The organism is Paenibacillus paridis, assembly GCF_006345825.1.
Lineage (GTDB): Bacteria > Bacillota > Bacilli > Paenibacillales > Paenibacillaceae > Pristimantibacillus > Pristimantibacillus paridis.
In genome coordinates this window covers 167429-192154 of record NZ_VCIX01000089.1, presented here as the reverse complement: position 1 = coordinate 192154, position 24726 = coordinate 167429, and the positions used below count along the sequence as shown (strand labels likewise).

Genomic DNA, 24726 nt, shown 5'->3' with positions numbered 1-24726 from the left:
CCTATTCTTTATCTAAAATCGTGGTGAGCACGCCAAAGGTTTAACTCATTTAGCTCTGGCGTGCTATCCGTTTTTTACGTCCGATTATCTACCTTGCAGTTCTTTCAATTTCTTCTCCAGGCTGCTCACAAGCTCTTGCGCGGCCTTATCTGGCGTTAACTTTCCAAAAGCGACTTTCTCAATGACGTCCTGCAATAAAGCGGATACCTCCGAGTTCGTAGCGACAGCATTATCGACGATGCCTGCGTTTTTCAAGCCCATTTCGACGGCCTTCGTAATCGCTTCGTCGATTTTGCCTGCCTCTACCGCAGCTTTTTGCGCAGGGGCAGATGCGGGAATGGAGCGGACATCGCCTAAGATAACTGCGGCTTCTGCGTCATTCATCAACCAGTTCAGAAATTTCACGGACTCTTCCGGATGCTTCGACTTGCTGCTTACGGCAATTAACTGCGAAGGCCTTACCAGTACGGCTGAGTTTTTCGCATTTTTATCGATGGCCGGCAAGGCCGTTACGACCTCAACCCCCTCAGGCAGCACCGAGCGAAGCGACAAGAGCGTGCTGCTCATCGCCGAGATGATCGGAATATCCTGATTAATCCATTTGGGATTCTGTTCGGTCTTGCCAAAAAATAAATCAGATTCTCCGAGCGGCTGATATACGCCAGCCTTCATCGCCTTATCGATCCATTCCAGAGCACCGGCAGCTTCCTCTTTCGTAAAGCCGAGCGTGTAATCTTCATTGATCCACTGGGTTCCGGTGCGCTGCTTCAACATGTTTGTAAAATCCTGCATCAGCATGCCATGATCAGCTAGAAGCAAATATTTAGTGTTGTCTTTTTCATGAAGCTTCTTGCCTTCTTCATAGAGGGTATCCCAATCCCACTGGATATCGGTCGGTACGCCCAGCTTGTCTGCTGCTGTCTTGTTAATGACGAGCGCATAAGCATTTACACCGGAAGGGAGCGCTACCATTTTGTCGTTATAAACGCTGAAATTGTTAAGAAAATCTTGATCGAAGCCCTCCAGCGACAATCCCTCTTGATTACGAAGATCGAGGAAAAAATCATTTTTCGTCAATTCCTTCATCCATGGCACGTCAAGCTGGATAATATCGGCTGACGTGGCGCTGGCCAGCTGTGTTTTAACCTTCTGCTCGTAGCCGTCAAAGCCCTGGTATTCCGCCTCAATCGTCACGTTCGGAGCTACCTTCTTGTAAGCATCAATAGCAGCAAGGGTAGCTTCATGGCGGCCATCGCCTCCCCACCAGCTAAAGCGCAAGGTAACCTTCTCATCGGGGCTGCTGCCTGTATTCTCCTTATCCTTATTTCCGGAGGAACAACCCGAAATAATGATTGCGAACACGAGCATCAAAGCAATGAAACCGTTTAATCCTTTCAATCGTTGCATGTTAACCTCTCCCTTTTGTTTTCTTGGAAACGCTTTCTAAAGTATAGGATTGATTGATTATTTACATAAGGCATCTAATCTTAGATTTAAGTATCATTATTTGAGCAATCCCTTTCTGAAGTATCATTTTATCGGCTAAAGTATCATTTTTATCTTAGATGCCTCCCCCGTTCTCCTTGAACACGAAAGCATGATCCTGCTGTGCTATACTTTCAATATCAGCAATGAGAGAATACACCGTTGAGAGGTGATGGGATGTACAAACTGCTGCTAGTCGACGATGAGGCGGACACAAGGGAAGCTTTATCCTCCTACTTTCCGTGGCAGGAGGTCGGATTTCAAATTATCGGCCAATGCGGAAACGGCAAAGAAGCATTAAATTTCATTCAAAGCCATGACAAAATCGATGTCATCCTAACCGATATCAAAATGCCTGTCATGTCCGGCCTTGAGCTTGCCGAGGTCATTCATGAGCAGAAGCATAATATCCATGTTATTTTTCTAAGCAGCTACCGCGAGTTCGAATATGCCCAGAAGGCGCTTCGGTACCGCGTCAATAACTATATCGTGAAGCCTGCCAAATATCAGGTTTTGTTAGACGTATTCGGCAGCCTGAGAGACGAGCTGGAAGCGGCCAAGCACGCCCTGGAGCAAACGCCGCCCGGCACAGGCAACGAAGGGCTCATCATTACGCAGATAAAATCATATATCCAAAGCCATTATAAAGACGCAAATCTAGAGGATGCGGCCAAACAGGTTTATTTGAATGCCAATTATTTGAGCTATTTGTTCAAGCAAAAAACCGGCCAAAATTTTACCGATTATCTCATCCAAGTAAAAATGAAGGTCGCTATGCGGCTCATTTCGGAAAACCAGTTTAAAACCTACGAAATCAGTGAAATGGTCGGCTACAGCAATGCCAAAAACTTTACCCGCACGTTCAAAAGCTTCTATGGCAAGACACCCAGCGAATTCAGGAACGGATGATCGAAACGATGAAAGAGCGTTATTTTATTAAACATTTGGCTACTTTTCTCATTCCATTAATATTGCCATTGATCATACTCGGCTCGTTATCCTTCATAACGACGCAGCGGGACATGAAGGAAGACATTAATAAGAACAGCCAGTTCCTATTATTGCAATCTCAGCGCCAGCTCGAGATGATTTTGGACGAGCTGGATACGCTGAAGCTCGCTTTATACCAGAATGCCAAAGTTTTCAATGAGCTGTCCGACGTCCTGCAAAATCCCATTTATACGTATGAGAGCTCTACTTCGTACCAAATTATTTTCAGCTATTTGAATGCGCTTACCAGCTCAAAGCCTTATATTCATTCCATCTATTTCTATTCGGAAAATCCTTACGGCCGTTTCGTATCCTCGCTTGACGGCTTGTCTTCGATCAACCGGTTCAACGATACGGGCTGGTTCGACGAATTCATGAAATACGAAGGGCCCGCTACCGAATGGACATCCAAGAGGGAGGCTAAAATATTCGCTTTCGAAACGAAGCCTACCCAATTAATCTCCATTTACAATGTGCTCGCGCCACGGAAAATCGGTATCATTTTAAATGTCCGCCCAAAATACATTGAAAATATTTTATCCAATATTACGACGTATAAGGATCAGATTTTGCTAGTGTTAAACGAAAATAACCAGGTGATTTTCTCCAACAAGGAAAAAAACGTTCTAAAGGATGCTGAGCTCGACCAAATTGCAAACCACCCGTCCACCTATTTTGACCTTGAATCCTCTCTGGGCGAGGTCAACGTGACAAAGGTGGAATCGGAGCAATACAACTGGAAATACGTATCCGTCATTCCACATGCTTCGTTGTACGAGACACCCTCGCGCATTTTAAACTATACGATCGGTTTTGCCTGCTTGTCCTTCTTTTTGGGGCTTGTATTGACCTTCTATTTGACGAGAAGAAATTATAGGCAGCTGCTTGCCATTACCTCGCTGCTGAGATCGGCTGAGAATAATCGCACGCCGCTAAAGCCGCCTAGCAAGGTCAACGATGAATATTCGTACATTATTCAGAACATGATCTCCCATTTCATTGAGCATCGCTATATTCAAACCCAGCTATCCGAAAAAAAATACCGGCTTCAAGTGATGGAGCTGCTGGCGCTTCAATCCCAAATCAATCCTCATTTTTTGTACAATACGCTGAATTCGATTTATTGGGAAACGGTCGGATTAACGGGAAAGCCGAACAAAGCGAGCGATATGATTGAGGACTTGTCCGATATGCTCTCCTATTCCTTCAGCCGTCCAACCAATGAGGTTACCTGGGAGGAAGAAATCGCGAATACCGTCAGCTACATTAATATTCAGAAGAAACGGTACAAAGATACCTTCGATGTGTTATTCGAATATGACGAAGAAATCGTTAAGCTTCACACGATGAAGTTGCTGCTCCAGCCCTTAGTCGAAAACAGTTTGTACCATGGCATTAAGGAAAAAGCCCAGAATGGCCTGATCAAAATAAAAATTTTACGTGTTGGGAAGCAGCTTCGGCTTGTCGTCTCCGATAACGGAAATGGCATTCCTTCGGACCGCCTCAGCGAGATCAGGAAATCGCTGGATGCATCCGACGAGCAGTCCAAGCATATCGGTTTGTTGAATACGAATAAGCGGCTGAAGCTGCTGTATGATCGGAACTATCAAATCACGATAAAGAGCAGGCCGGGGCTTGGAACCGTGATCACTATTATGCTCCCCCAAATCAAGCAGTAGCCAGTAAAGAGGGCAGGGGTATGGCACCCCTGCCCTCTTTACTATACGTATGCACGAGGAAGCTCGGCTTAATCTGCTGTCGCTTGCGTGCGAGCCATGATGTCCATTCATTATATTCGATTAATGAAGAAGTTTTGAATGACAGCATGTAAGGAACATATGTGATTATGTTATATCCGATAGATGAAAATGCTCCATGGATAGATAGCAAAAGAACCGCGGAAAGTCCCCAATAGGACCTTCCGCGGTTCGCAGTCTCTAGCTTATTTCGATTTTAGACTCTGCTAAAAAATCAATCATGGATCGAGCTTGCACGTTGCCCGCATGGACTGGCTTGCTCTGCGGCTCTCCAGTTTCCCTTAAGCGGAACTCTACGATCTTGGCAACGCCCGGAATAAGATCGAAGAAATTGTCGGAGAACATGCCCTCATGCTCCGCTGTGATCCATACCTGCTTGGCAAGCACATCTGCCTCCAGCTTAAATCTCGTTCCGCCGCTTCCTTCAAGCTCGGTAATCCGGATCGCGGATTTGGCTAGCTTCTGTTCCTTCACGTTTACAAAATAAAACTCCTTGCTGTCCAGAAGCTTTCCTTCCTGCTCGAGTACCGCATGAAGCATGACGCTTCCTGCTTCGTGCTCGCCCAGCCATTCCTGCTCATTCAGCGCAAACACGACTGCCGCGCTGTTGCCTTCTATTGCAATAGGCAGTAAAGCTTGCTTAAGCCTCTCACCAGAGAAATGATACAATGTCACTTGCAAATCGCCAGAGAGTGGAGCCAGCAAATCGGTGACAACATGCACCTGCACCTGCCCATCATCGGTACGGTCAAACGATATCATCGTATCTGCAAAACTCCTTTTCGCGTAAAATTGCATAGCTTTCCACTTGCCGTAATAGTCCATGCCCGCCCATGAGGCGACTGGCCAGCAATCGTTCATCTGCCAGTAGAGCGTCCCCATGCAATACGGCATGTTCCGGCGATGAGCTTCGATCGCCATTTTCATCGCTTCAGCCTGAAGCACTTGGCTCATATAAAGGAAGGATGGAAAATCCTTCGGCTCGCTCATATAGATATCCATATATTCCTTGATCAGCCGGTTGCCGTCCCCATTCTTCTGATGCGCTCGCATCACCTTCGAGTCGAGCGCCAAGTCCTGTTCCTGCGCGAACGTCATCACGGTATCGTATTCAGGGAACGATTGGAACCCGTACTCGCTCATAAAGCGGCCTACTTTTATATTGTAATTCTCAAACGGCTCTACCGCGTGCCAAACGCCCCAATAATGAATGTCTCCCTCAGAAGAAAGCGGATGAGCATGCTGCTTAATGTCGCCGGACAAAGATATAAGCGGCGAAGATGGCCAATAGTCTGTTCCTGGTGCCAATGCCTCCACAGCATCCGGCAGGATTCGATGGAACACCTTCTCATAATCTTGCCAAATGACGGCGCGCTGCTCCGCCGTATAATTTTTCTTCCAGCCCCAGCCGCCTTCCTCGTCATACTGCGCCCATGCAGAGTCGATCTCGTTGTTTCCGCACCATAGCACAATGGACGGATGATTGCGCAGACGCTTCACGTTCTCTTCTGCTTCCAAACGGACATTATTCAGGAAAGCTTCGTCTCCCGGGTACATGCTGCAGGCAAACATAAAGTCCTGCCATACCAAGATGCCATATTCGTCGCATAGCTCGTAGAATACGGACTGCTCGTAAATGCCGCCGCCCCACACCCGCAGCATATTCATGTTCGACTCCACAGCGGTAACGATCTCGTGACGGTAGCGCTCGTCCGTCACATCCGTAATAAAGCTGTCATTCGGAATATGGTTAGCCCCCTTGGCAAACACCGCAACTCCGTTGAGTTCAAAATAAAACGTTGCGCCCTTCGCGTCCTTGTCCCGCACTAACCGAATCGATCGCAGGCCGGTCCGAACCGTCCGGGAAGCGACTATGCTTTCCTCCTGAAGCAGCTCGGCCTTAAAGGTATACAAGTGGGCCTCGCCAAGTCCACGGCTCCACCATAGCTTTGGATCCGTGATGATAAGAGGCAACAGGATGACGTTGTTGCCCGTTTCTAGCGTAACTTGCTGCTCCCACGAGAGCCCATCCGTGCTCAGCTTCAGTTTGCCGCTCCAAGCATGCTCGGCTTCAATTTCAATGCTGGCTGTCAAGCTTGCTGCCGCTGCCGTTACCTGATTTTGCTGAATGTGGACGTCTGTTATTTTGCAGCCGGACCACCCTTCCAGTCTGGCCTCGCGCCAGATTCCGCTCGTCACAAAGCGCGGTCCCCAATCCCATCCATAATGATAAGGCGCTTTGCGCGCAAAGATGCTAATCTTCTGTTCGCCGAGCCCGCCCAGCTCCGACTGGTCATTAGAGGCCGGCAAATTGTAGCCAAGCTTCTCAATCTTAGGCAGGTCCTCGCGAACCGGAGAGCGAAAGCGAACAGATAGCGTATTGCCTTTGGCTTTCACCACATGCAGCACATCGGCTTTCCACGATCGGAACATATTGTCTGCGGACAACACATGGCTACCGTTCACATAAACGTCAGCATACGTATCCAAGCCGTCAAATACCAGCTCTAATCGAGAGGAGCCCAGCAAGTCTTCTTCTACATCGAAGGTAGATTCATATTCCCAATCGACCTTATCGATCCACTGCAAATCATGTTCGTTCGTGGCGTAAAACGGATCTTGAATGACTCCGTTGCGAAGCAAATCCGTATGGACGCAGCCGGGTACGACCGCAGCCATCCATTCTTTTTCCTCGCAGGCTTTAAATTTCCAATTGTGAAGCACTTGCTTTGTTTCTCCCATGGTAAAACCCTCCTATATGCTTGGCCCAACCAGACCTTTCCTATGGAGTCTGGCGCGCAGTTTTTTATTTTCATATAAGTAACCTGGCTCGTTTAAGAGCGTTTTCACCTATTTATTCATAAAAAACGAATCTAAACTCGCTGGCTTCCGATTTGTTATTTTGTTATTCCATTAGCTGATTTTCGCATAACAAATGTATCACCGATAACAAAAAAGGTCAATTGTTTTTGTTTTGTTATTTCCTTTTTAAACAATTCATAATTTGAAACTAGGCGTCCGCTCTCCTATTTTCCTTGTATTCCTTAAAAAATAAAGCTATATTATAAACAATAACAAAATAACAAAATCTAAAATAACTGCGTGCAATTCTTTTTAATCCATATAAATGAGGTAAAATGACCAATGAAGCGCAAAGTAACGATACAATCCATTGCTGATTTTACAGGCTTATCCAAGTTCGCGGTATCCAGGGGACTAGCGGGGAAATCAGGGGTCAGTCCGCAAACCAGAGAATTAATTTTACGGGCAGCTGGACAGCTAGGCTACTTCAAGGGTGCCCAAGCACCGCCTATAGCAAGCGAGCTGACGGATTTAGAGACGAAGAGCTGGTCCGGCACGATCCTGGTCCTGTTCCCGAATGTTCGCTATCAGAATACGGATTCCCTATACTGGGGCCCGATCTTTAACGGCATATCCACTAGATTGAACCAGAAGGGCATTACGATTTTAACCTTAACGGAGCCTACCAACGATTCCATGTTCTCTCTGCTCAATCCGGAGGCAATCATGGGCATTATCACCGTGGGCACCATCTCCACGTCTGTTCTGCTTGATATCAAACGGCTCAGCATTCCTGTCGTTATGGTCGATCATGTTGATCCTAAGCTTCATTGCGATTCTATCTTTACCGACAACCTTACCTGCATGAGGGAAATGATGAATGCTGTTATCGAAAAAGGTTATAAACGATATCAGTTTTTAGGAAATATTCGCGATGCACAAAGCTTCTATGAACGGTTTCTCGGTTTTCGTTCCGCCTTGGAGGATCATAACATCGAGCTCAATCAAATCCCTTCGCTGATCGGCCCAGAGCTTGAAAACTTCCATGAAACCTTTAAGGAAGCGATTCTCGCGCATGGGTTGCCTGAAGTTTTTGTTTGTGCTAACGATATATTTGCTTTATTCGCTTTGGAATCGCTAAAAAAATTAGGAATGGCTATTCCGAACGAACTTGTATTTACTGGCTTTGATCATACGCATCCACAAATTCCTTTTGCAGCTACCGTTAATGTAGACAAAGAACTGCTCGGCAAACGTGCCGTTGACCAAATGCTCTGGCGAATTCTTAATCCGGGCACAAGCTACGAAAAAACGCTTATCCAAGCCGAGGTTATGTTTAGACCCTGATCCTATGCAAAAAAAGGCCTTCCCGCTGACGAATAATCGTCAAGAGCGGGAAGGCCTTTTGTTCATGGACTAAGAATGCCTATTCGTAAATATACGAGCAGCAGTAGTCCGAAACCTCAGTAACCTGAAGCTTGAACTTCGTGTTTGCAGGCACTTGGAATTCACCTTCGCCTTGAATGTGAATCCACTCGGTTTCGCCAGGAAGCAGAACCTTCAAGTCGCCAGCCAAAATTTCCATAATTTCAACGCAGTCAGTTCCAAATTCATACTCGCCCGGCAGCATAATGCCAAGCGTTTTTTTGGTGCCGTCCGCAAACAATACAGCGCGGCTTGTTACTTTACCGTCGAAGTAGACGTTGGCCTTCTTGACGATGGATACATTATCGAATTGAGACATGGTAGGTGAATTCTCCCTTATCTATCGGATACTAAAGCTTGAAGCAGTTCATTACAGCAATGCTTTCACTTTGCTAACAACATTCTCAACCGTAAAGCCATATTCCTTGATTACACGGTCGCCAGGCGCGGATGCACCGAAACGATCGATCGCTAGGATATCGCCTTGATCGCCTGTGTAACGCTCCCAGCCGAACGGATGAGCCATTTCGATCGCAAGGCGGGCTTTAACTTCAGGAAGAATGACGGAATTTTTGTATTCCTTTGTTTGCTTCTCGAACAGATCCCAGCTCGGCATGCTGACGACACGTACTTGAATGCCCTCTTCTGCCAATGCTTTCTGAGCGGCTACCGCTAGTTGAACCTCGGAGCCTGTTGCAAGGATTTGAGCCTGCGGCTTGCCATTAGCTGCATCTGCAACCACATAAGCGCCGCGGCGAAGGTTTTCATGAACGCCATCAACCGTACCTTCAAGGATAGGCAGATTTTGACGAGTCAAGACAAGCGCAACCGGGTTGCCCGTGTTCTCAACCGCGTATGCCCATGCAGCAGAAGTCTCATTGCCGTCTGCCGGGCGAATGACCGTCAGATCAGGAATGATACGGATCGAGGCAAGCTGCTCAATCGGCTCATGCGTAGGACCGTCTTCACCGACTGCGATACTGTCATGCGTTAGTACATATACGACAGGCAGCTTCATCAAAGCTGCAAGACGTACAGCCGGGCGCAAGTAATCGGTAAATACGAAGAACGTACCGCCAAATACTTTCAAGCCGCTGTGAAGAGCAATGCCGTTCATTGCAGCAGCCATACCGAACTCACGAACGCCGTAATAAAGGTTGCGCCCATCGTAGCTGCCTGGTTTGAACTGTGTCAAACCTTTCAAGTGTGTCATTGTGGAGCTCTCAAGGTCAGCCGAACCGCCGAAGATCGTCGGCACGTTTTTCGCAAGGCCATTAAGCGCGTTACCGGAAGCAACACGAGTCGATACCGCACTGTCTCCAACTTTATAAGCTGGAAGATCTGCATCCCAGCCCTCTGGCAATGCTCCAGAAATAGCTAGCTCGAACTGAGCCGCAAGCTCCGGGAAAGCTGCTTTATAGGCTGCAAATGCTTGATCCCACTGTGCGTTCGCTTGTTCGCCGCTGCTTTTTACATCGGCAAAATGAGCACGAACCTCATCAGGAACGTGGAACTGATGATCTTCCGACCAGCCGTAAGCTTGTTTTGTCAATTTTGTTTCGTCAGCGCCAAGCGGTGATCCGTGAGGACCGGCATGTCCGCCTTTGCCGCCTTTGTTCGGGCTGCCGTAACCGATAACCGTTTTGACTTCAATCAATGTCGGTTTAGACAAATCAGCTTGCGCCTCGGCTACTGCTTTGGAAAGAGCTTCTAGGTCATTGCCGTCTTCTACGCGAAGAACCTGCCAGCCGTAACCTTCAAAACGTTTTTGAACGCTCTCGGAATACGAAAGGTTCAGCTCGCCATCAAGCGAAATATCGTTGGAATCATATAGGACAACCAATTTGCCAAGCTGCAAGTGGCCTGCAAAGGACGCTGCTTCGTGAGAAACGCCTTCCATCAAGTCGCCGTCGCCGCAAATGGAGTATGTGAAGTGGTTGATCAGATCGTGTCCTTCTTTATTGTAAGTCGCGCCAAGCTGCGCTTCCGCAATCGCCATACCAACAGCCATTGCAATCCCTTGTCCAAGCGGGCCTGTTGTTGCATCTACGCCAGCCGTGTGGCCGAACTCCGGATGTCCAGGTGTCAGGGAACCCCATTGACGGAAGTTTTGCAGCTCTTCTAGCGGCAAATCGTATCCGGAAAGGTGAAGGAGGCTGTAAAGCAGCATCGAGCCGTGGCCCGCAGACAAAACAAAACGGTCACGGTTGATCCAAGTTGGGTTTGAAGGGTTGTGCTTCATGTTTTTCGCAAACAGTTGGTAACCCATTGGAGCCGCACCCATAGGCATACCTGGGTGACCCGATTTTGCTTTCTCGATCGCATCAATAGCTAGTGTACGAATCGTATCGATCGAAAGCTGTTCAATTGATTTTTGTGATACAGACATTCCAATTTCCTCCTATATTCTGATCTTGTCTACTCTCGTCTCGTTATATGGTTTCTAAAATAACGATACAGCGTCATACCAGTACGCAATAACTTTGAATATTGTATCACTCTGCATGCTTGTTTTCCATCATAAATAATAGAATTTCCGCATAAAAATACAGCTAGTTGAATACAACCGTTTTATTATTATGCACGATTACGCGGTCTTCAATATGCCACTTCACTGCGCGGGCAAGCACGACGCGTTCAATGGTCCGCCCGATCCGTTTCAGGTCATCGACATTGTCGCGATGGCTGACGCGCTGAACGTCCTGCTCGATAATCGGACCACCGTCAAGCTCCTCAGTTACGTAATGCGCGGTTGCTCCGATTATTTTCACGCCGCGTGTGTAAGCTTGCGCATAAGGCTTGCCTCCTACGAATGCCGGTAGGAAGGAGTGGTGAATATTGATAATCCGGTTCGGGAACTGCTCAATAAACTTCGGCGAAATGATCTGCATATAACGCGCGAGGACAACGATGTCCGCTTTGTCCGCGACAACCTCCATCTGCTTGCGTTCCGCTTCAGCCTTTGTAGCAGCCGTAACCGGGATATGATGGTATTCGATGCCGAAGGATTCTACAAGCTCTCTCATATCCGGATGGTTGCTGATTACCATGGAAATATCGGCATCCAGATCGCCAGCCTTCCACTGCCAAAGCAATTCGAGCAAGCAGTGATCCTCTTTGGAAACAAATATAGCCAGACGCTTCTTGCGGCTCGCCCGGAAGGTGTGCCATTTCATATCGAAGCGATCAGCCACCCTAGCAAAATCTTCAACAAGGACAGGGAGCTCCTTGTCCATGTCGTTCAGGTCAAATTCGAAGCGGATGAAAAACATGCCGCCTTCTGGATCCATCGTATATTGATCGGATTGCACGATATTCGCACCGTGCTCGTACAAGAAGTGAGATACCGCCGCTACGATGCCCGGACGGTCCGGACAAGAGATAAGCATGCGCGCACGGCCGCTTTTTCCACTAGTGTCTTTCAAAGGATCTAGCGGGTTGGATTGGGATGACATGGACTTCAAACTTCCTTTCACAACGTGATCTATTCAATTGATTAGCCTACTCGTTTAAATTCTGGCAAGCAGCTCTTTGCCGCCAAACCATGCCGTGATGCGCTGGTTTACCTGTTCCTCCGTTAATTCCGGGGAGAGCGCTTCACCAGCCATAACAAGATCATACAATCGCTCCATCGGCTCGCGAGGGTCTGCTTTTTTCGCTTTCGCGTCATTTTTCAGCAGCTCCCAAGTTTGGAGAACGTACGTCCTTGGATCAATTTCCTGCTTGCCGAAGAAATGGTGCAGACGCTCCACATCCTCGAAGAACGGTTCTCCCAGACGAGGCTTGCCATTGCCGCTCAGCAATGCAATTTCAACCTCGTACATCGGACGCTCGGTTTTGTCTTCTTTGCCGATCCAAGGCGTTTCCAATATAAATGGACGGCCTTTAAGCGCTTCATGATTTACGATTCGTTGAATCGCGTCATGGCCAAGCCAGCCTGCCCCCACCGGAGCATGCCTGTCCTTGCCCGCGGCACGCGGATTTTTGCTGTCGTTCACGTGGACAACGGCTACGCGGTTCAGTCCGACCAGACGATCGAATTGCTCAAGCACGCCATCCAAATCGTTGATCAGATCATAGCCGGCATCGTGCATATGACAAGTATCCATACAAACCGTCAGGCGGTGATTGTCCTGAACCTTGTCGATGATAGCTGCCAGCTCTTCGAAGCTGCGGCCAATTTCCGTTCCTTTGCCAGCCATCGTCTCAAGCGCGATGTTGACGTTCGTTTCCTTCGTTCCGGCAAGCACTTCATTCAAGCCTTCCGCTATACGGGCTATGCCATATTCCGCGTCCTTGTCCGTATAAGCGCCCGGATGCAAGACAATATTACGAACACCGATATAGTCTGTGCGGCGAATTTCTTCCTGCAAGAAAGAAACAGCAAGCTCAAAGGTCGACTCCTTGTAGGAGCCGAGATTTACAATGTAGGGAGCGTGCACAACAATTTCATTAATGCCTGATTTCTCCATTAACGCCTTGCCTTCTTCAATATATAACGAATCGATCGGCTTTCTTCTCGTGTTCTGAGGTGCGCCGGTATATATCATAAATGAGCTGGAGCCATACGATACGGCTTCTTGCGCTGCCGTTAGCAGCCCCTTGTCCGAAAATGATACATGGGAACCTATTTTCAACATGGATTTTACGCCCCTTTCGGTTATCAAACCTTATTTTACAAGGAATGTCGAAATAAATCTAGGAATACGGTATAATTCATTATTGAGGTGAAAGATACGTATGAAAGTAGCGCCTGATTGGTTTATGTATTTTATTGTTTTCTGGGCGGTCGTCATGGTTGGAGCGATGTCGATTGGCGGATTTTTTATGTTCCGGAAATTTCTCAAAGTGCTTCCGATGAGAGATGGCAAGTCCAAGCTCGATTGGCAGAACTACTGGGTGGAGCGCAGCCGCAGCATGTGGAACGATGATTCCAAAGAGCTGCTGGACGAGCTTGTATCTCCGGTGCCAAGCGCTTTTCGCGATATAGCTAAACATTCCATCGCGGCCAAAATAGGCCAAGTGGCCATTGAGCACGGCGCATCGTCCGTTACGCGAGATCATTGCATCGAAGGCTACATACGAGCTACTCCAAAGCGGGATTACCGCAGCCTTGTCACCTTCCTCGATCGCCAGGGAATCGACTACGCTCCCTATAAGCATTTACTTAACAAATGAGTTTGGGCCGCCATTTGGCGGCTTAAGCTCATTTATACATTTGGCCTAAAAAACGTAAAGCATACGCTATTGCTTCATGTTTCCCTTTAACGGTTATATATAAAAATGTAACCAAACCCTTATTCATTTCGTTATAACATGCAGGAGGTGTTTCACATCATGAACACATCAAAGCAAAGAAGAAGCAAAAAGGCAGCGACAGCAGGAGCAGTTCTACTAGCTGTAATGTTGGCCGCATCAGCTTGCGGCAACAGCTCGAACGCAAACAACGTGAACTCAGGAAATGAACAGCAAGGCACAGTCGAGGAATCACCGGTGGTCAGCGAGTTGCCTGAAGAAAGCGGCGTTCTGGAACCAGATGTCTCCACACCCGAACCTTCAGTTGCGCCTACCGACAATAGCGGATCAATCGAGGATCCCGCAGCGCCTGTCAAAGTTAACGAAGGTACTTACAGCGGTCAAGTCGACTCGCACTCCATAGAAGTTGAAACAGCAGCCGGTGTAATTGTATTGCAGGTGACCGATGAGCAAGCGGCCACGATCGATGCTTTGCCGGACGATGCTAAAGTGAAATTTGAGTATACGGAAAAAGCCGTCGAAGGCGATCCGAGCGTCAAGCAGAATTGGCTGGACAAAATCGAAGAAATCAAGTAGCGGATAAACGAAGGAGCGAGCGGAGATGCGGGTGGCAATTGCGGGTGGTACAGGGTTTATCGGTAGTGCGCTCACCGAAGCTTTGCTAAAACGAAATGATGAGGTTACGATTATTTCTCGCAGCAATGCTAAGGAGCCGTCAGAACGCTCAGGAATAACACGAATAACATGGACGCAGCTTGAAGCAGCACCCGCTTTGCTTGAAGGAATGGATGCCATCGTCAATCTCACTGGAGAGTCGATTAATCAGCGATGGACGGCTGCCGCCAAGCAGCGTGTCATGGATTCAAGAACTACGGCAGCAGCCCGCATCTCTAAGCTATTGCTTGCGCTCGAAAACAAACCGCCGCTGGTCATTAACGCCTCGGGCATTTCTGCATACGGCATATCGGCGACTGAAATTTTTGATGAATCCAGCCCGTTCAATGTCACCGATTTTCTGTCTGAAGTCGTACAAAGATGGGAGCAGGCAGCCGATGCTATTCCGGCAGAGCGCTTAGTCAAGCTCCGGGTTGGTGTCGTATTGGACAAGAAGGCTGGCGCTTTCCCCTTGATGGCTTTGCCTTACCGATTGTTTGGCGGAGGCAAAATCGGAAGCGGCAAGCAGTGGCTCTCCTGGATTCATCTGGAGGATATGATCCGGCTAATTGTATTCATTATCGACAACGATCAAATTAGAGGACCCGTTAACGGCTCCTCGCCTGATCCCGTTACCAATGAAGTATTTGGCCGGGCGATCGGCAAAGCTATGGGAAGGCCGCATTGGTTTCCAGTTCCGGCCTTCCTGATGCGGCTTCTGTTCGGCGAAATGTCGACGCTTCTGCTGGACGGGCAGCGCGCGTTGCCGCGCAAAGCATTGGACCATGGCTTTACCTTCCGGTTTCCTACGGTGGACTCGGCTATGAGCGATTTAGTGGGCCGCGGTTAACTTTATTCTTCCTTCGTCCTTCTTCAGTTCATAAGACGGGCCCGCTTCACCTGCTAAATGGATAATGTCTCCTATGGCAAGCTTGTAGCTTTTATAGGGTATCATCGTTTGTCCATTTAGCAGACTTCCATTCCTCGAGCCAAGATCCTTCGCTTTATAATCACCCTTCACACGTACGATCTCCAGATGCAGACGCGATACTCCGCCAGCAAGCTCCTCATAATTTAGCTGCTCTCCCATTCGACCTATCCTAAAGAAGCCTTCATTTAATTCCAGCTTGGTATGCTGTCCCTCCCAGCTTCTTTGCAGCCATATTTCCGGATCGGATTTTTGCTCGGTAGACAGGGAATCACGTCCCAGAAAAATCGTTGGTTCTCCTTTAGGAGCAGCTGCATTTGCCGCGACCACATGGAGCGGTGCCGGTGCAGACATGGGGGGTTCTTTTTGCGCTTCTGCCGCCCCCCAAGCGTCCGTTGTGCCACGCATGCTTGTAGCTGAAAACGTTCCATAGCCAGACTCTTGCTGATGTTGCGAAAAATCTCTATCTTGCGAATTTGAATCTTCATTCCCGCGTTTTCTCCATATAAACAGCAGCAAAGCCAGGCAAAGAAGTGTGATACCGGAGCTGATCAACAGGCTTTGCCTCGTGCCGGCAGGCAAATAAACAAAGCGCCAAACACACGCGATAGCAATCAGGATTCCCGCCGCAGTTATCCATTTTTTCTTTGTGTCCGTTGGGTCTGCCCCTTCTTCGTCGTCCAGAAGTATATTCGCATAATCTGCAAAGTCCGAATTCAGAGGGCGATAGGGATCAGCTTTTCTCGCTAATGCAACATTCGTCTCCAGAGAAAGATGAGGCGGTATCGCCGGCTGTTCATCCTCAAGAAGCTGCGGCTGGCCCGCGATGATTCCGGGCTGCTGCTCAGGTTGCCATGCCGGCTGCTTAGTCAAAGCTGTCTGCTTTGTCCGCTTCTCCCCAATCAACTCAAGCAGCGTAGTCCGAAGTTCAGCGAGCGGCCATCTTTTTGCTGTAAGATGATGGAGTACCCGCTTGAGCCCCTCTCCGTCGATTTGTTCGACATAGGAAGTGAATCTTACGATCAGGGACAACAAATCTCCTGAGCCAAGCGCTTGCTCGAAACTGCTGCCTTTCATGGGGACATAGGCGAGCCGAATCTGATGCAGGTCATCTCCAATAAATATATATTGCTCATCCAGCAGACAGCCCTCAGGCCGCAGCATATAATGCTTGCATTCATAAAGCGCATCCGTTACGCCAAGTATAAGGGTGTAGTATTGCTCCATCGTAAGCGGCTGCTGTTGCAAGCGGTGCAGCAGCATTCTCATGCCTGACAGCTTATATCTAAAACTCACTTTTCCGTCCATCTCAAACCAATCCATTGGCAAAAAATTGGGGACACGCTCCTGCTGGAGCATCTTCAGCTCGATTTCATCCAGCTCGCCTCTAAAAATGCCATCCTCTCGGTCTATGGTCATTTCATGCTCTTGATTCATCGTAAAATCAACTCGAAAGCTTTGCATTTCCAATCTCCCTTCTAACCAGCCAGCTTAACTCATCATAGACCAAACCGTTATGGCCGCAGGCACTACAGCCAGCATAAACGGAAACTTTTTTCCCGATTGCGCCCATTGCAGCCATTGAAGCTTACGGCCTCCCGAAGCAGGGCCAAGCATCGCCACAGCTCCAGCCGCAAACCTCTTTCCGAAAGCACGATTAATGACAATTAGACAGACGCCAATTGCTCCGGCATACAATATCGAGTACAGCATCAGCTGCAGTACGGTCCATACGCCTATCCATGAGCCTAAGGCCGCAAACAGCTTTACATCGCCTGCACCTATTCCTCTTGCCAGATAAAGCAGCAAAAGGGGAAAAAAGCCTGCTGCAGCACCTGCCGCTGCTGTTCCAACACCGCCTCCGATCGAGAGGTGATAGATGAAAGCAGCCGTAATTGAAGATAGCGTAAGCCAATTCGGAATGATCTGAAACTTCATATCCGTAATAAAAGCGATGCTCAAAAACAAGATTACTGCAGCAATCTGAACAATTTCCATACTTGTCTCCTTCCGCTTCATTTTGCTCCGTCACTGGCACTGCTTTTCTCTACCGTAAAATGCATGGCTACAAAGTTGCTTTCCCTATTCACCTCAGAGGCCGTTAATTCCCAAATGCCAGGCGTTGTATTGCCAGATACATGCCAGGTCCACTTCACATATCCGTCGGCATCCGCAACGGCTTCACCTAGGTGCTTCGCTTTGCTAGACCCACTTTTGTACATCACGCCAAGCGATATGGCAGCAAACGGATTGGTTTTTACGGTTACCGTTGCTTTACGACCTGGCCGAAGCGGCGTTGGCTCAATCGTAACAATTTGAATCGGAAGATTGTCCTCTGAATTGCTTTCTGTGCCATATCTTGCCGGAAGCGCATCACTAATCCATACACGCTCGGATGCTTGCTCCCTGAGAATAATAGGCTTATTGATAAAAGGAAGCTTTAAGGGGAAGTCATACTCTACGGCGATCGTCAGATAGGGTTCATCCGCCTTGTCCAGATCGGGCAAGGACAGCCACCCCAAGCTTAGCCGTTCTTTATCCACAATGGCAGCATCAGCCGTCTCTCTTAATAAAGGCTCTACGATTCCTCGTCCTACTTCTGTCGCAGCCATATTTTGCAGCGGCCTGAAATCTCCGCGCAATGCGGAAGACACAAGGTCTCCAATGGGACTTGGCAGCCATTCCGCGGCGTCAGCGGCGATCTCGCTCCAAGGCGGCAACACCTGTTCATCTGCTCCTGGCGCTGATGGACTAGCTGCTGCCTGCTGCCATGCTAGTTCGATCGGATGGATATGTGCCGCAGTTTGTCTTGCCGTCTGGGAAGCCGCTGAATGCAAAGCCATCTGAACGGCGCACAACCGGATAAGCGTAACAAACACCAGCAGCACGATTATTATCATTGGCATGACCAGCGCTGCCTCTACAACGATCGATCCCTGCTCATTATTATCAGGTCCGCGCTTAATACGAACCGCCGATGGTTTGCGTCGTCTCATACCGATTGCCGACAACCTTTCCTTCCAGAAGTCCAAGCCCTCCGATTATTCGCATGACGCCTGGCACAAACCATAAAGGCATGGAAATCCTGGCCTCGCCAGTTACGCCGGTTGGAACCGCAGACAGCACCACGCCGCTCTTTTGCTCAATTACTGCAATCATCCGTGCCATGCTTGATCGGTCTCCGGCCCCGTGCATCAAGCTAAAAAGCCTGAGGTAATCGGTATAGGACAGCTCAACCTTCACGTACTTGGACAAAGGAGCTGAGCCTTGTTCTGTGAAGGCTACCATATCCTCCATCGTTCTCTTCAAGCCATAGATTAGCGCCGCTGACAGAATAAGCAGCGGATGGCCGAGATTTCGGCTTTCTATCAGCCCTTCCATCGTTCGGATCGCTAGGCGAGCCGCAAACAACTCGCCATATGCTGCAGCTATATTAGCTGTCGGATGATGGAAGCCATATATAATATATTCCGCCTCCTGATTTTGCAAAGCGAACGCATCCGGCAGTTCTGCGCCACTCCCTTCTGCCAGCAAGGAGCGCAAATACTGAGGAGCGAAGTAGGAATAACGATGCGCAACATATTCACCGAAGTACAAGGAGTCTCTAGTTCTCTCCAGTACGTCCGCGATGCCAGTAAATAAAGTTCCCGTGAGCGCGATAGAACGCTCGGCCGCCTCGTGAGCATCCCCGGCTACTCCAAAAGCCACGTCCCGAGATGCTTCTGCGGTCTGTTGATTGAACAGCATATTATTGTGATAAAGCTCGCTAACCTGATCAAATACGTGCATATGCTCTCCAGACTGCGGAGCAGCATTCAAACCATTAAGCATGCTGCGTGCCTGCTTCCAAAGGGAGCCTGCCTGCTCTTCTTGCTGCTTAAGCTTCTTTTTTAAATCCCCTTGTTCAAGCGATTCCCTCCGCTGGCTGAGGATGCTCGCCGGACGAATGTAGCTTTGCTCATAGCTGACATAAGCAAGCCGCAAACGATCTGCTCCCGCATTTAACTGGTCACCCACTGTGATTGACATCGGCTTGGACACAGCAGCTAAGCCAATCGTATGGAAACTAGCTGCCGCCCGTTCAATATCGGCCGCTGCTGCGCCTTGGCCTTCCAGCTCCTTCTTGTAATCCGTAAACCATTCCTCCGTTTTGACTAACTCATCTGCCGCTTCTTTCATTTGTTTAATATCCGCTGCAGCACCTTCCGGCACCTCATTTGGCTCGATGCCCCCCCCTGCCGCTTCAGACACCGCGTCGTAGCCCGCATGCTCCGGCTGCCCATCGGCTTGTTGAACAAGCAGCAGCATTTCTTCGTTCAACAGCCTTGCGGCTTCCAGTTCCTTCGCTGCCTCCTTTTGCCGATCCACAGCCTGCTTCAGCATTCCGTCGCTGCTGCTGCCCAACTCACTGCCAAACGTTCTCACTCTAGCCTCGTAGGCTTCTATTTCTTTGGCAGCCTTGTCTTGATCGGCCACTGGCAGCGTTTCAAGCTGTCTAACCTTCGCCTCATAATTAAAATACCCTGATGCGAGGCCATAGGCCGTATGCTCTCCCGCGGCCGACTGCATCTGTAGAGGAATCATCTCCGGTATGCCACTGGCATCCACTTCCAAAGCGCTTTGCTTCTGCAGCTCCAGCACTTTGTCCAGATGAGCCTCCCGTTTCTCGTACAGGCTTCTCATTCTCTCAAGCAGATTTACCGTAACGGATGCCTCTTTCATCGCACCTGCGATAGGTACAAATTTGGCGGCGAGTTCCAAAGTGAAATCAATCGGAGCCTTGTACTTCATTTCCTCCAGCACCTGCCTGGCAAACACATCATGGCTGCCAAGAAACGATGCCGCAAGAAGCGTTGAAGATTCTAAATTGTAACGGACCATCCTCATTCCATTTTGATCCGAGCCCGCTGGCCCTTCCCCATTAGCTCCTAATACTTCGGCAAAGAGCTTCTGTCCCTCGGTTCCGCCCCGTCCGAACAACCCATATTTGTCATATAAATTCGTATCGTAAGCCGACAGCACGGAACGAACACTGGAGCGGACTGCATCCTCGGTCAGCTTATGCAAGGCTGCAATGCGGGCGTAGTCAATGAGCAACGAGAAAAACAACAGTAGGGTGGATAATACAATAACCGAAAATATCGTCACTGCCCCATCCTCTCGAAAAAGCACCCTGTACTTGGCCGTATCCATTCCGGTTCTCCTAGCTTCCTTCTTATCCACTGCTGCCTTATCCCTCCTCTCTGCCGTTTCATTCCTATTGCTAACTTCTCCCCCATACCGCATCGCTTTGCTCTATCCTTTGCTTTCAGCTCCTTTATCCTTGCTTTTATAGGGGGCTAGAGCATTCCCAGCCTGTGACTTCGCTTCTGTGCTTCCGCCACTCGCATTAGCAAATTTCGCGTAATAATATCGCACAAGATCAACGCTTCGAATAAACTCTACAGGCTCCACGACTATGGCTGAAGAGACGCTCTTAGGCTCCCGCCGCAGCCAGCTTTTCTCCGCAGACTCCGTCGATAACGTCGTCTTAAGCTTGACCTCTATGCTCTTCTTGAGAACACTCCGTTCATAGCTCACTTGTCCTTCGTAAGCGAGACCCGCTTTACCGAGCCACAAAGCCGCTTGTTTCATTTTGCGTTCAGAAAGCGGGTCATCCTCCGTTGCGCCCGGTAGTTCCAGCGGCAGAGTGACAGCGGAAGCGGGGACTTCCTCCTTCATTTCGAATAGGCTGGCGAGCATCTTATCCTCGCTCATTCTCCAATACAAACCGTCATGTCTATCATCTGCCAGCATCCCTGTTCTTGCCTGCCGAAAACTATTATCCCAGCTATAGGCAGTCCTTTCGGCTGTTACCGAGGCTGCATAATATACAATGACCTTTTGGTACATATACATGCCAAACAACACGAATAACAATATAAGTCCCAATAACAGCGGAAGCACAACGGACGACTCCAGCGTAAAGCTGCCTTGTTCTTTTCTCAGCCATTGGAGAAGCTTGTACTTGATCTGCAAAACGTTCACGTGCCAGTTAGCTGAAAATTTTATCCGCTTCGTCATCGGCTTTCCCCATCAGCCTTTCAATAAGCTCAATGATCCAATCCTTGAATAGCAGCGCAATAATAATGACTACCGCAATAATAAGAATAATCTCGAGTGTTCCAAGGCCTTCTTCCTCTGCCCAAAAGGCGCGAATCGCTTGCATTAGTTTTTTCATCATTTCAACTTCCTCTCTTTTGTGTTAGGACATTAACAAAACCGCAGGTGAAGCGACCAAAATCATAAGCACAAGCAAAATGCCTACCAGTGGAAAAACTAGCTTAGAAGAAGCTTCCTCTCCTCTTGACCTGGCAATAGCCTTGCGTTTCTCCCACAACGTATAGGAAAGCTCGCGCAGCGCAAGCACAAAATGCTCTCCTCCGCGCCGATAATTCAGCAGCAATACCGTTGTAAAAATCGATACTTCCTGAACTGAGCAGCGGCGATTGAATCTTTCCATGGCCGAGCTGAAGGCCTGTCCATTGCGCAGCGACATTACCGCATCGCGCCACTCCTTATAGAGCGGGTGCCTGTCAGAGTCTTTTCCTTCCAGACATCTGGCTAATGCCTGCTGCACCGTTTCGCCAGCTCCCACAAGCAGCATTAGCTTGCTGAGCATGTCCGGCAGCTCCGTAATGATTTGCTGCTTGCGCTGGTCGACTCGCCGACCAGCTTCTACGAAGGGTCGGATCGTAAGCACGATGCCAAATACGACTCCTACTCCAAGCAAGATCGGCTCCCTGCCTAGAAGGCTCAGCCAAGCACAGCTCGTTAGGGCAGCGAAGCCTATCCCCAGTGCAGTGGCCGCTTCTTCCTTCGTACGCTCAATCGTCCATTCACCATCCATCAATACGAGCAGCTTTAGATGATAGCTGCTGATCGGCAATTGAAGAGAATCATATAAATGCAAGCGTTCAAGCGTACGCGCAAACGGATCAGTTAAGCAAAGCTGCTTCAGCTTCGACGAATGAAGCTTGCTTTCTCTTTTTCCCGATAGCTGAAGCCATACCGAACGGAGGGCACTGAATCCCGCCAAATAAATCCATAATGCGGTCAGTATAACTGCGGCGATTGCGGAAACCATACTTATCCCTCTTTCCTTGCCTACATGCGAATGGTCATCAGCTTGGCCATGAGCCAAAAGCAAAAAATGAGAAGAAGCAGCGCTCCTGTCAGCAGCAGATAACCACGTCCTCCATATAAGGGGGCCATATAATCGGGAGCAGCCAAGCTGAGGAAAGCCAGAAAAACAAACGGAACAGCCATCATGATCCTACCCTCGAACTTTTTCTGCGCTATCATGACGGCAATTTCCTGATCAATTTCCAGCTTCTCGCCAATAATGACCGACGTTCGTTTCATTACCTCCAGCAAATCTCCGCCTGAGCGTTTGCATGTGGCAAGAGCATCAACAAATTGCGAGATTTCATCTACGCCGGCACGGTCAGCGAAATGGCGGAGCGCATATTCGAGCGGCTCGGCATTTTCCAATCGAAAACGGACGATTTGAAATTCAAGCAGCAGCTCCGTTCGCGGATCAGGATACAGCAGCCTAAGATCATCCAGCGTCGACAAAAAAGCATTTTCAAGTGATCGTCCCGCAGCGAGCGAAGAGGTAAGTGAGAACAGCACTTCCTTGAATTGCAGCTTTAAACGCTCTTTACGCTGCTGCACAAGCAATCTCCGCCTAAATCTAGGTGCCGCAATCCCCGCACAAGAAATGATTAGAGACAATAGGCTGGAATGATAGAAGAGGTAGACAGCCCCATATAGGAGAAGACCTGCCGTTAACGCAGCCGCAAAAGATTGTTTTCGCGTTAGCTGGTAACGATCGTAATCTATTAATTGCTTGCCCGTCTTCATCCTCCCAATGGTCTCGCTGCTCTCCCAGCCGCACCACTCCAGCGCTCTTCGGATTCTCATTCCCGAAAACCGTCTATGATGTATTATTTTGCTCGCTTCGCTGGTGTTGCTCATCCGACCGCCCCTTCCTGTATGCTCTTTCCAGCCATAATCAGCTTATCTAGCCTTGTCAACGCATTTGCTGTTCGTTTAAGCCCGCCAGCTATCCTCCCGTCATACTCCCCCTCCTCTTCAAAGAGAAAGAGCGGCTGGAGCTTTACTTCTCCCGCCTCCATGCCTACCACCTCGCAAATTTCAGTGACTCTGCGGGTACGATCCCGAAACCGCGATAAATGGATGACGATATCAATCGCGGACGCGATTTGCTGTCTGATCACCTGTACAGGCAATTCCGCTGCGCTCATCGCCATGGTCTCTAGGCGGGCGATCATATCTTTTGCTCCGTTAGAATGTCCCGTAGACATGCTGCCGCTATGGCCAGAATTAAGCGCCTGTGTCATATCTATAAAATAGGACATAAAAATCCCCCAAGTAGCAAAAATATGCTACTTGGGGGGGTGGTAAAAAAATCTATAATTTAATTTATGTTAACACAGAATTCACTTCATGTATTTGTACATACTCTTCTGGTGTTATATATATTTCTACCTCCTGCATAAACTTTTCAAGTTGACTTAAAAGTTCTGCTTTTCCATCGTAATCACCATCTTTATTTAATTCAAGTAATCTGTCCAATACAACAAACTCGTACATTGCACTATGCTCCATTATCTCTCCATATGCTTCTAATAATCTGTTTGTGGCTTCCAGATGATCATCCTTGCACGCTTCTAAGTACTCAAGAAACATATCAGTAACTGCCTTTCTTAAACTTTCCACACGGAAGTCCATGCTCCAGCCTCCCTTATTTTCCGAACTCGACTACCTACTATGTCGTAATAAACCTCAATACTTGTATTTATTCCCAGTAAGGCAGTTTCTAAAACAAACTGATCAATAACTCCATCACAACTATCGCATGGATAATACCTTGTGTAAAGATTCACCTCTAATACCCCTGTGATGCCTTTAGTACGAACCTCTTCGAAAATGTATTCAAGAATTTTTGCTTCCGTATCAACATTTCTATCCCATACTTCAGCATGTTTTCCTGAACTGTCTAATACTAAAGTCGTGAATTTTTGAGATTGTGGTAACAACGTAAATGAAAAAAACTTATATAATTCGTGCGTCGATTCACTAATTTGACTATGTGAATACAAATAATGAACTTCATTTTGTATTTTATAACTTGCTACGGCACGATTTTTTGTCAAATACTTAACATATACATCCTCAGGAATCTTATTAAGGTCGCGTAAATGCTTCACCATATCTAGTCGTAGTTCAGATAGTTCATGAAGAGAACGTCCCTCACTGTAGTTATTATATTTACCAATTAACTTAGACACTGTCTTATCACCTTCCTAAAATGTGCTACATATAGAATAATTTAAAAACCAATATTTTACAACTACATTTCAT

At 48.3% G+C, this 24726-nt stretch carries 23 protein-coding genes; 6 read left to right on the top strand and 17 right to left on the bottom strand.

Going from position 1 to position 24726, the window contains the following annotated elements:
* Positions 1-84: 84 nt before the first annotated feature.
* Positions 85-1407, bottom strand: coding sequence for an ABC transporter substrate-binding protein (locus FJQ58_RS19320; protein WP_139996370.1), 1323 nt, complete (start codon positions 1405-1407; stop codon positions 85-87).
* A gap of 255 nt (positions 1408-1662) precedes the next feature.
* Between FJQ58_RS19320 and FJQ58_RS19315 the strand changes: the two genes are divergently transcribed.
* The gene (locus FJQ58_RS19315; protein ID WP_139996368.1) at positions 1663-2394 is read left to right on the top strand and encodes a response regulator transcription factor; all 732 of its coding nucleotides are present in this window, start codon (positions 1663-1665) and stop codon (positions 2392-2394) included.
* Positions 2395-2402: 8 nt separating this feature from the next.
* Positions 2403-4154 (top strand): cache domain-containing sensor histidine kinase, encoded by a 1752-nt coding sequence (locus tag FJQ58_RS19310; protein WP_139996366.1) that lies wholly within the window; start codon positions 2403-2405, stop codon positions 4152-4154.
* A gap of 258 nt (positions 4155-4412) precedes the next feature.
* Here the strand turns inward: FJQ58_RS19310 and FJQ58_RS19305 are convergent, their stop codons facing one another.
* Positions 4413-6974, bottom strand: coding sequence for a beta-mannosidase (locus FJQ58_RS19305; RefSeq protein ID WP_139996364.1), 2562 nt, complete (start codon positions 6972-6974; stop codon positions 4413-4415).
* Positions 6975-7376: 402 nt separating this feature from the next.
* On the opposite strand from FJQ58_RS19305, the gene FJQ58_RS19300 reads away from it, so the two are divergent.
* The gene (locus FJQ58_RS19300) at positions 7377-8381 is read left to right on the top strand and encodes a LacI family DNA-binding transcriptional regulator (RefSeq protein ID WP_139996362.1); all 1005 of its coding nucleotides are present in this window, start codon (positions 7377-7379) and stop codon (positions 8379-8381) included.
* A 79-nt stretch (positions 8382-8460) separates the two neighbouring features.
* Here FJQ58_RS19300 and ppnP read toward each other — a convergent pair whose 3' ends face one another.
* The 4 genes from ppnP to FJQ58_RS19280 all read right to left on the bottom strand — a co-directional run bounded on the left by ppnP (position 8461) and on the right by FJQ58_RS19280 (position 13099).
* Complete coding sequence (ppnP, locus tag FJQ58_RS19295) at positions 8461-8778, bottom strand: pyrimidine/purine nucleoside phosphorylase (protein WP_139996360.1); 318 nt, start codon at positions 8776-8778, stop codon at positions 8461-8463.
* Positions 8779-8829: 51 nt separating this feature from the next.
* Positions 8830-10848, bottom strand: coding sequence for a transketolase (tkt, locus tag FJQ58_RS19290; RefSeq protein WP_139996358.1), 2019 nt, complete (start codon positions 10846-10848; stop codon positions 8830-8832).
* 163 nt (positions 10849-11011) lie between these two features.
* A complete protein-coding gene (purU, locus tag FJQ58_RS19285) occupies positions 11012-11914 on the bottom strand; it encodes a formyltetrahydrofolate deformylase (RefSeq protein ID WP_139996356.1) in 903 nt (300 codons plus the stop codon).
* A 54-nt stretch (positions 11915-11968) separates the two neighbouring features.
* Positions 11969-13099 (bottom strand): deoxyribonuclease IV, encoded by a 1131-nt coding sequence (locus FJQ58_RS19280; RefSeq protein ID WP_139996354.1) that lies wholly within the window; start codon positions 13097-13099, stop codon positions 11969-11971.
* A gap of 100 nt (positions 13100-13199) precedes the next feature.
* On the opposite strand from FJQ58_RS19280, the gene FJQ58_RS19275 reads away from it, so the two are divergent.
* From FJQ58_RS19275 to FJQ58_RS19265, 3 genes are all read left to right on the top strand, one after another.
* Positions 13200-13637: a DUF2621 domain-containing protein gene (locus FJQ58_RS19275; protein WP_139996352.1), complete on the top strand. Its 438-nt coding sequence runs from the start codon at positions 13200-13202 to the stop codon at positions 13635-13637.
* A gap of 159 nt (positions 13638-13796) precedes the next feature.
* Positions 13797-14291, top strand: a complete 495-nt coding sequence (locus FJQ58_RS19270) for a hypothetical protein (protein ID WP_139996350.1) — start codon at positions 13797-13799, stop codon at positions 14289-14291.
* Between the two features lie 25 nt (positions 14292-14316).
* The gene (locus FJQ58_RS19265) at positions 14317-15219 is read left to right on the top strand and encodes a TIGR01777 family oxidoreductase (RefSeq protein WP_139996348.1); all 903 of its coding nucleotides are present in this window, start codon (positions 14317-14319) and stop codon (positions 15217-15219) included.
* Here FJQ58_RS19265 and FJQ58_RS19260 read toward each other — a convergent pair.
* From FJQ58_RS19260 to FJQ58_RS19210, 11 genes are all read right to left on the bottom strand, one after another.
* Positions 15202-16761, bottom strand: coding sequence for a DUF6382 domain-containing protein (locus FJQ58_RS19260; RefSeq protein ID WP_139996346.1), 1560 nt, complete (start codon positions 16759-16761; stop codon positions 15202-15204). The genes FJQ58_RS19265 and FJQ58_RS19260 overlap by 18 nt on opposite strands.
* 27 nt (positions 16762-16788) lie before the next feature.
* A complete protein-coding gene (locus FJQ58_RS19255; RefSeq protein ID WP_162341600.1) occupies positions 16789-17295 on the bottom strand; it encodes a prepilin peptidase in 507 nt (168 codons plus the stop codon).
* A 17-nt stretch (positions 17296-17312) separates the two neighbouring features.
* Positions 17313-18293, bottom strand: coding sequence for a TadE family protein (locus FJQ58_RS19250; RefSeq protein ID WP_139996342.1), 981 nt, complete (start codon positions 18291-18293; stop codon positions 17313-17315).
* On the bottom strand, positions 18259-20520 hold the full coding sequence (locus tag FJQ58_RS19245; RefSeq protein ID WP_139996340.1) for a hypothetical protein: 2262 nt from the start codon (positions 20518-20520) through the stop codon (positions 18259-18261). The genes FJQ58_RS19250 and FJQ58_RS19245 overlap by 35 nt, the downstream gene beginning before the upstream one ends.
* 72 nt (positions 20521-20592) lie before the next feature.
* Positions 20593-21360, bottom strand: a complete 768-nt coding sequence (locus FJQ58_RS19240; protein WP_139996338.1) for a TadE/TadG family type IV pilus assembly protein — start codon at positions 21358-21360, stop codon at positions 20593-20595.
* The gene (locus tag FJQ58_RS19235; RefSeq protein WP_139996336.1) at positions 21332-21520 is read right to left on the bottom strand and encodes a Flp1 family type IVb pilin; all 189 of its coding nucleotides are present in this window, start codon (positions 21518-21520) and stop codon (positions 21332-21334) included. The genes FJQ58_RS19240 and FJQ58_RS19235 overlap by 29 nt, the downstream gene beginning before the upstream one ends.
* A gap of 21 nt (positions 21521-21541) precedes the next feature.
* On the bottom strand, positions 21542-22423 hold the full coding sequence (locus FJQ58_RS19230) for a type II secretion system F family protein (protein WP_139996334.1): 882 nt from the start codon (positions 22421-22423) through the stop codon (positions 21542-21544).
* A gap of 20 nt (positions 22424-22443) precedes the next feature.
* Positions 22444-23262, bottom strand: coding sequence for a type II secretion system F family protein (locus FJQ58_RS19225; protein ID WP_139996332.1), 819 nt, complete (start codon positions 23260-23262; stop codon positions 22444-22446).
* A 50-nt stretch (positions 23263-23312) separates the two neighbouring features.
* Entirely contained in the window at positions 23313-23720 is a 408-nt protein-coding gene (locus FJQ58_RS19220; RefSeq protein ID WP_139996330.1) for an ATPase, T2SS/T4P/T4SS family, read from the bottom strand.
* 64 nt (positions 23721-23784) lie between these two features.
* On the bottom strand, positions 23785-24093 hold the full coding sequence (locus tag FJQ58_RS19215) for a hypothetical protein (RefSeq protein WP_139996328.1): 309 nt from the start codon (positions 24091-24093) through the stop codon (positions 23785-23787).
* Positions 24069-24653: a deaminase domain-containing protein gene (locus FJQ58_RS19210; protein WP_139996326.1), complete on the bottom strand. Its 585-nt coding sequence runs from the start codon at positions 24651-24653 to the stop codon at positions 24069-24071. The genes FJQ58_RS19215 and FJQ58_RS19210 overlap by 25 nt, the downstream gene beginning before the upstream one ends.
* Positions 24654-24726: the final 73 nt, after the last annotated feature.

Excerpts from the sequence above, each read along its gene's own strand:
- FJQ58_RS19320 (WP_139996370.1), bottom strand. The coding sequence starts at position 1,407 with ATGCAACGATTGAAAGGATTAAACGGTTTCATTGCTTTGATGCTCGTG.
- FJQ58_RS19315 (WP_139996368.1), top strand. The coding sequence starts at position 1,663 with ATGTACAAACTGCTGCTAGTCGACGATGAGGCGGACACAAGGGAAGCT.
- FJQ58_RS19310 (WP_139996366.1), top strand. The coding sequence starts at position 2,403 with ATGAAAGAGCGTTATTTTATTAAACATTTGGCTACTTTTCTCATTCCA.
- FJQ58_RS19305 (WP_139996364.1), bottom strand. The coding sequence starts at position 6,974 with ATGGGAGAAACAAAGCAAGTGCTTCACAATTGGAAATTTAAAGCCTGC.
- FJQ58_RS19300 (WP_139996362.1), top strand. The coding sequence starts at position 7,377 with ATGAAGCGCAAAGTAACGATACAATCCATTGCTGATTTTACAGGCTTA.
- ppnP (WP_139996360.1), bottom strand. The coding sequence starts at position 8,778 with ATGTCTCAATTCGATAATGTATCCATCGTCAAGAAGGCCAACGTCTAC.
- tkt (WP_139996358.1), bottom strand. The coding sequence starts at position 10,848 with ATGTCTGTATCACAAAAATCAATTGAACAGCTTTCGATCGATACGATT.
- purU (WP_139996356.1), bottom strand. The coding sequence starts at position 11,914 with ATGTCATCCCAATCCAACCCGCTAGATCCTTTGAAAGACACTAGTGGA.
- FJQ58_RS19280 (WP_139996354.1), bottom strand. The coding sequence starts at position 13,099 with ATGTTGAAAATAGGTTCCCATGTATCATTTTCGGACAAGGGGCTGCTA.
- FJQ58_RS19275 (WP_139996352.1), top strand. The coding sequence starts at position 13,200 with ATGAAAGTAGCGCCTGATTGGTTTATGTATTTTATTGTTTTCTGGGCG.
- FJQ58_RS19270 (WP_139996350.1), top strand. The coding sequence starts at position 13,797 with ATGAACACATCAAAGCAAAGAAGAAGCAAAAAGGCAGCGACAGCAGGA.
- FJQ58_RS19265 (WP_139996348.1), top strand. The coding sequence starts at position 14,317 with ATGCGGGTGGCAATTGCGGGTGGTACAGGGTTTATCGGTAGTGCGCTC.
- FJQ58_RS19260 (WP_139996346.1), bottom strand. The coding sequence starts at position 16,761 with ATGCAAAGCTTTCGAGTTGATTTTACGATGAATCAAGAGCATGAAATG.
- FJQ58_RS19255 (WP_162341600.1), bottom strand. The coding sequence starts at position 17,295 with ATGGAAATTGTTCAGATTGCTGCAGTAATCTTGTTTTTGAGCATCGCT.
- FJQ58_RS19250 (WP_139996342.1), bottom strand. The coding sequence starts at position 18,293 with ATGAGACGACGCAAACCATCGGCGGTTCGTATTAAGCGCGGACCTGAT.
- FJQ58_RS19240 (WP_139996338.1), bottom strand. The coding sequence starts at position 21,360 with ATGACGAAGCGGATAAAATTTTCAGCTAACTGGCACGTGAACGTTTTG.
- FJQ58_RS19235 (WP_139996336.1), bottom strand. The coding sequence starts at position 21,520 with ATGATGAAAAAACTAATGCAAGCGATTCGCGCCTTTTGGGCAGAGGAA.
- FJQ58_RS19230 (WP_139996334.1), bottom strand. The coding sequence starts at position 22,423 with ATGGTTTCCGCAATCGCCGCAGTTATACTGACCGCATTATGGATTTAT.
- FJQ58_RS19225 (WP_139996332.1), bottom strand. The coding sequence starts at position 23,262 with ATGAGAATCCGAAGAGCGCTGGAGTGGTGCGGCTGGGAGAGCAGCGAG.
- FJQ58_RS19220 (WP_139996330.1), bottom strand. The coding sequence starts at position 23,720 with ATGTCCTATTTTATAGATATGACACAGGCGCTTAATTCTGGCCATAGC.
- FJQ58_RS19215 (WP_139996328.1), bottom strand. The coding sequence starts at position 24,093 with ATGGACTTCCGTGTGGAAAGTTTAAGAAAGGCAGTTACTGATATGTTT.